Source organism: Variovorax sp. P1_G12, from assembly GCF_056405555.1.
Genome location: NZ_JBFUBW010000081.1, coordinates 1 through 4,237, shown reverse-complemented (window position 1 = coordinate 4,237; position 4,237 = coordinate 1). Strand labels below are relative to the sequence as shown.

The window sequence follows — 4,237 nt, the reverse complement described above, 5'->3', positions numbered from 1 at the left end:
CGTTATACCCGTCAGGTTTGACCAGCCCCGGTCCTACCTGTATTGCCATCAACGATCGATTGCCATAGCAACCTGTGAGAGAGTCTTTACGTGATGCGCCGACGTTCGCGCGCTGCAAAAGCTACGAAGCTGCTGTCGGCGCATGCATGGGTTCATAGGCCTTGCCCGTGGACAGCAACGCCCACGCTAGCCGCGCGTTCTTATTGGCCATCGCCACGGCCGCAATGTTGTGATGTCGACGGCCAACCAACCTGCCCAGCCAGGTGTCGGCTCGGTCAGCTCGCGTCTTGGCCAACTGCACCAGCGCACGGCCCCCGTGGATCAGCAGCGTCCGAAGGTAGACGTCGCCGCGACTGATATGACTCCCGGTGTCAACCAACGTATTGGTTGGGTTGGTACCCGTTGTGAACGTCGCCTGCACGCAGCCTGGCGTCAACTGGAGAAATTCATGCCGATGAAACTGCTCGCTGTCATCGCCTCGTCCCATCTACCCATGTCGTTCAGTTACTCTGACGACATCGACAAGTTGCGGATCCTTCGCGCAGCCGGCCTGGTGATCGCGTTTGTGCCAGGGCCCGGAAGTCCGTTCACGCTCTCCGGCCCCGAACGGGCGGCGCAGGTCCTCGCCATCACGCAAAGGGGTCAAGAAGAATTGATGCGAAGCCGCCACCCTGACGAAGAGGTGCCGCTCGCCGCAGGCCATGGCGGCCCCGCTCGCTTCCTGCGCGCGGTAGCAGATCGCGCCAGGCAGGCGCTGCACTAGAACGCGCTCTTTTCGCCGTTCCTGCAGCACGTCAAGGCCGTGGTCACGAGCCAAGGCCCAGTTGGCATCAACGCGGTCGATGGGGACAGGGAATATCGTTGGAGATGCGATTCGCGCCACGGGCGCCGGGTAGGCGTTTGGAGCCTCGCCTGAGTCTCTCGAATGGACTCATGCTTGACGAGGGTCTCGACGGTAAGACCGCGCCCCCGAGGGCCGGGGTGGGACCGGAACTCGGCAGTCGCACCGACTTGGTGTCCACGGTCGGCTAACGCTTCGGGGAAGTCGTTGTTCCTGTTGCCGTGTTCGCGCTTGGTGTAATGGAGTTTCGCAGGGCAATCATTCGTCAGTTGGCACCGCGACATCGTCAGCAGACCTTTGCTCCATATTCCCCTCCTGTTCGCTTAGAAGCGGCCACCTCCAGGCCCCCGGAAGGACGGTAACACTATGTTGAACCGCCCCGGATTTTGAGGAGGCTCCTTCGATAGAGAATGGAGCCAAGATGAGGAAGTCCCCCGAAGTTTTCCCGGGAAGTTGTGGATCGCGCGGTGCGCATGGTCTTCGACGCCAAGGACCAGTACCCGTCGCAGTCGTCGGCGATTGAGTCGATCGCCGGCAAGATCGGTTGCACGGCCGAGACGCTGCGGCGCTGGGTGCGCCAAGGCGAGCGAGACAGCGGCGTGCGCCCCGGTGCGACGACGGCCGAGCAGCAGCGCATCAATGAACTGGAGCGCGAGGTGCGCGAGTTGCGCAAGACCAATGAGATCCTGAAGCTGGCCAGCGCATATTTCGCCCAGGCGGAGCTCGACCGCCATCACAAGAAGTGAACGCCTTCATCGACGAGCACCGCGCTCGCCTTGGGGTCGAGCCGATCTGCCGCGCGCTGCAGGTTGCCCCATCGGCATACCGGCGCCACGCGGCGCGCCGGCGCGATCCGAGCCTGCTGTCGGTGCGTGCGAGCCCGGCGTGATGCGATCCTTCTGCCACAGGTGCTGCGCGTGTACGACCAAAACCTGCGCGTCTACGGCGCCGACAAGGTCTGGCGCCAACTCGGGCGCGAGGGCACGAGCGTCGCGCGCTGCACCGTGGAGCGGCTGATGCGGCTGCTCGGCCTGCAGGGCGTGCGTCGCGGCAGGACGCTACGCACGACCGTGCCCGATGCCAAGGCGGCATGCCCGCTGGACCGTGTGAATCGGCAGTTCAGGGCTGAGCGTCCGAACCAGCTCTGGGTGGCGGACTTCACCTACGTCTCAACCTGGCAGGGCTTCGTCTACGTGGCCTTCGTCATTGATGTCTTCGCCAGGCGCATCGTCGGCTGGCGAGTCAGCAACTCGATGCAGACAGACTTCGTGCTCGACGCGCTGGAGCAGGCGCTGTACGCACGCCGCCCAGAGCGTGATGGAGCCCTGGTCCACCATAGCGACCGCGGCTCGCAGTACGTTTCGATCCGCTACAGCGAGAGGTTGGCCGAGGCCGGCATCGAGCCCTCGGTGGGCAGCACCGGCGACAGCTACGACAACGCGCTGGCCGAGAGCATCAACGGGCTGTTCAAGGCCGAGATCATTCACCGGCGCGGGCCGTGGAAGACGCGCGAGGCTGTCGAACTGGCGACCCTGGAGTGGGTCTCGTGGTTCAACCACCATCGCTTGCTGGAGCCAATCGGATACATCCCGCCGGCCGAAGCCGAGGCCAACTACTGGCGTGAGCAAGGTCGCCCGATGACCCCAGGCAAGCCCGCGCAGCAAGCCACGCTGCAGGAGGGTTGAACCATGAGTACATGGCCCAACCGGGGGGCCTCCCGCGGCCCCTGCGGGGGGCTGAATGAAGGAGAATCCAAAAAGCCAACACCCCCACACTTGAGTCAGACCACTCCGGCCTGACTCAAGCCAACAGGCCTCCTCGAAACCCGGTGCGGTTCAATGTTGCAGATCGCGCTATCCGAGATTGGCCAGCCGGCGGGTAATTTTCCCCAAAGTGCCTGAGTTCAAAGGCATCGCAAAGGGCGGAGTGTTGGCGCTTCAGGGATGTCACGGTCCCTGAGCATCCACCGACGCCGATTCGTGCAGTACCTTCGCGCTCACACCAGCCGCGTAGGATGAGGAAAGCTGGGTAGCTCGTCGTTGATACTGCCGTGTCGGACAATCGCTGGCAGCAATGCCGGGATTCTGACTTTCAGGCTTTCAGGCGCTTGGTGCAGACGCGATCGAGACCTCCCATAGCGCTTCCAGTGCCTCACGCACGGCGGGCCCATATGCGAAGCAGGGACTGCGCTCCGTCGGCGGCGCCGGGGGATTGGAGAGCAAGCGGATGCAGTATGCGGTGATAGCCCGTGATCGCCACGAACTCGTCCATGATCGAACTGCGCTCGCTCCTGGAACCCAACCGGTACCGAGCGCCGATGGCGTCGACCAACTCCCTGCGTGTTGACATGCTCACTTGCCTCGTCTCGTTCTTGTGCTCCGGCCGGACCACCCAGCAGGCAGCACGTTATGTGAGGCATGGGGGATCCGGTAACAGCTCGGATGAGTCAATGCGGGGGTCAGTTTGTCGTGTCGCCTGACAACTGCAGCTGCACCCGCCGAACGCTGCAAAGGCGATCGGTGATATCTGGCGCGTCGCGACCATTCCAAGTCAATGAACGTTGCTTTGAACTATGCACCCATCCAAGACGTCCGTGGGAAGGTCGGCCAGTGTGAGACGGAGCCTTCCGGCGTGGACAGCTCGCGCTATCGCATCCTGCACAGCCTGATAGATTTCACGCGCTGTCAGGTGAGCGAGTCTGTTGCAGATCGCCTGGTCAGGAGCGGCGAATCCTCGGATGTCGAGTTGCTGAGTCGCAGCACTTTCATCCACCCGAGCGACCAGGAGAGCCTGAGCGCCTGTCGGTGGCAGGATGCGAAACTCGCGAAACCGAGAGCGCAGCGAGTCCGGCACTCTCAGCGGGTCGTTCGACGTCGCGATGTATGTTGCCAAACTTGCGCCGATCTCGATATCCAGCGACGCATCTCGCACTCTGCTTGCTGTGATTGGTTCTAGCAGGGAATGGAGCGGAGCCAATGCGAATCTGCCGGACGCTGAGCTCGTCAACACGATGCTGGATGCGGCCATCGAGACGGTGGTTGATACCAAAGACCAGCCCATCGTTCACTCCGATCGTGGTGCCCACTATCGTTGGCCTGGATGGCTATCGCGCATCGCCGATGCGAAGCTGATTCGCTCGATGTCGCGCTAGCAGGCTGCTGAAGTACCAGGCGCGCGGCAGTCATCCGGCGTCCTGAAGTGGGCGGTTGCGGATTTCGACGTTTCAGGCTCGCTGCCGTCGCCGTTATCCCGCTTCGAGGGCCCGTTCTCGGCTCTCGTTTCCCCTCTACGGGGCCAACGGACGGACTTCTGCCAAGGTCCGCATGCGCACGAGGTTGTAGGCGGCCATCGTCAGCACGAACAACTGGTCGACCTTCTTGATGCCGCGCACCATCA

Annotated in this window: 1 protein-coding gene, 2 pseudogenes and 1 other annotated feature; all 3 genes and pseudogenes read left to right on the top strand. The window is 62.9% G+C overall.

The features are described 5' to 3' along the window. The first annotated feature begins 232 nt into the window (after positions 1 to 232). Complete coding sequence (locus tag AC1D2O_RS37545; RefSeq protein WP_478158914.1) at positions 233 to 763, top strand: hypothetical protein; 531 nt, start codon at positions 233 to 235, stop codon at positions 761 to 763. 551 nt (positions 764 to 1,314) lie between these two features. Beyond that, positions 1,315 to 2,526 (top strand): annotated as a pseudogene (locus AC1D2O_RS37540) (IS3 family transposase). Continuing rightward, positions 1,542 to 1,658: a sequence feature (AL1L pseudoknot), on the top strand. Its footprint overlaps the pseudogene before it by 117 nt. A 1,301-nt stretch (positions 2,527 to 3,827) precedes the next feature. Continuing rightward, positions 3,828 to 3,989: pseudogene (locus AC1D2O_RS37535) on the top strand (IS3 family transposase); the annotation flags it as partial. Positions 3,990 to 4,237 lie beyond the last annotated feature (248 nt).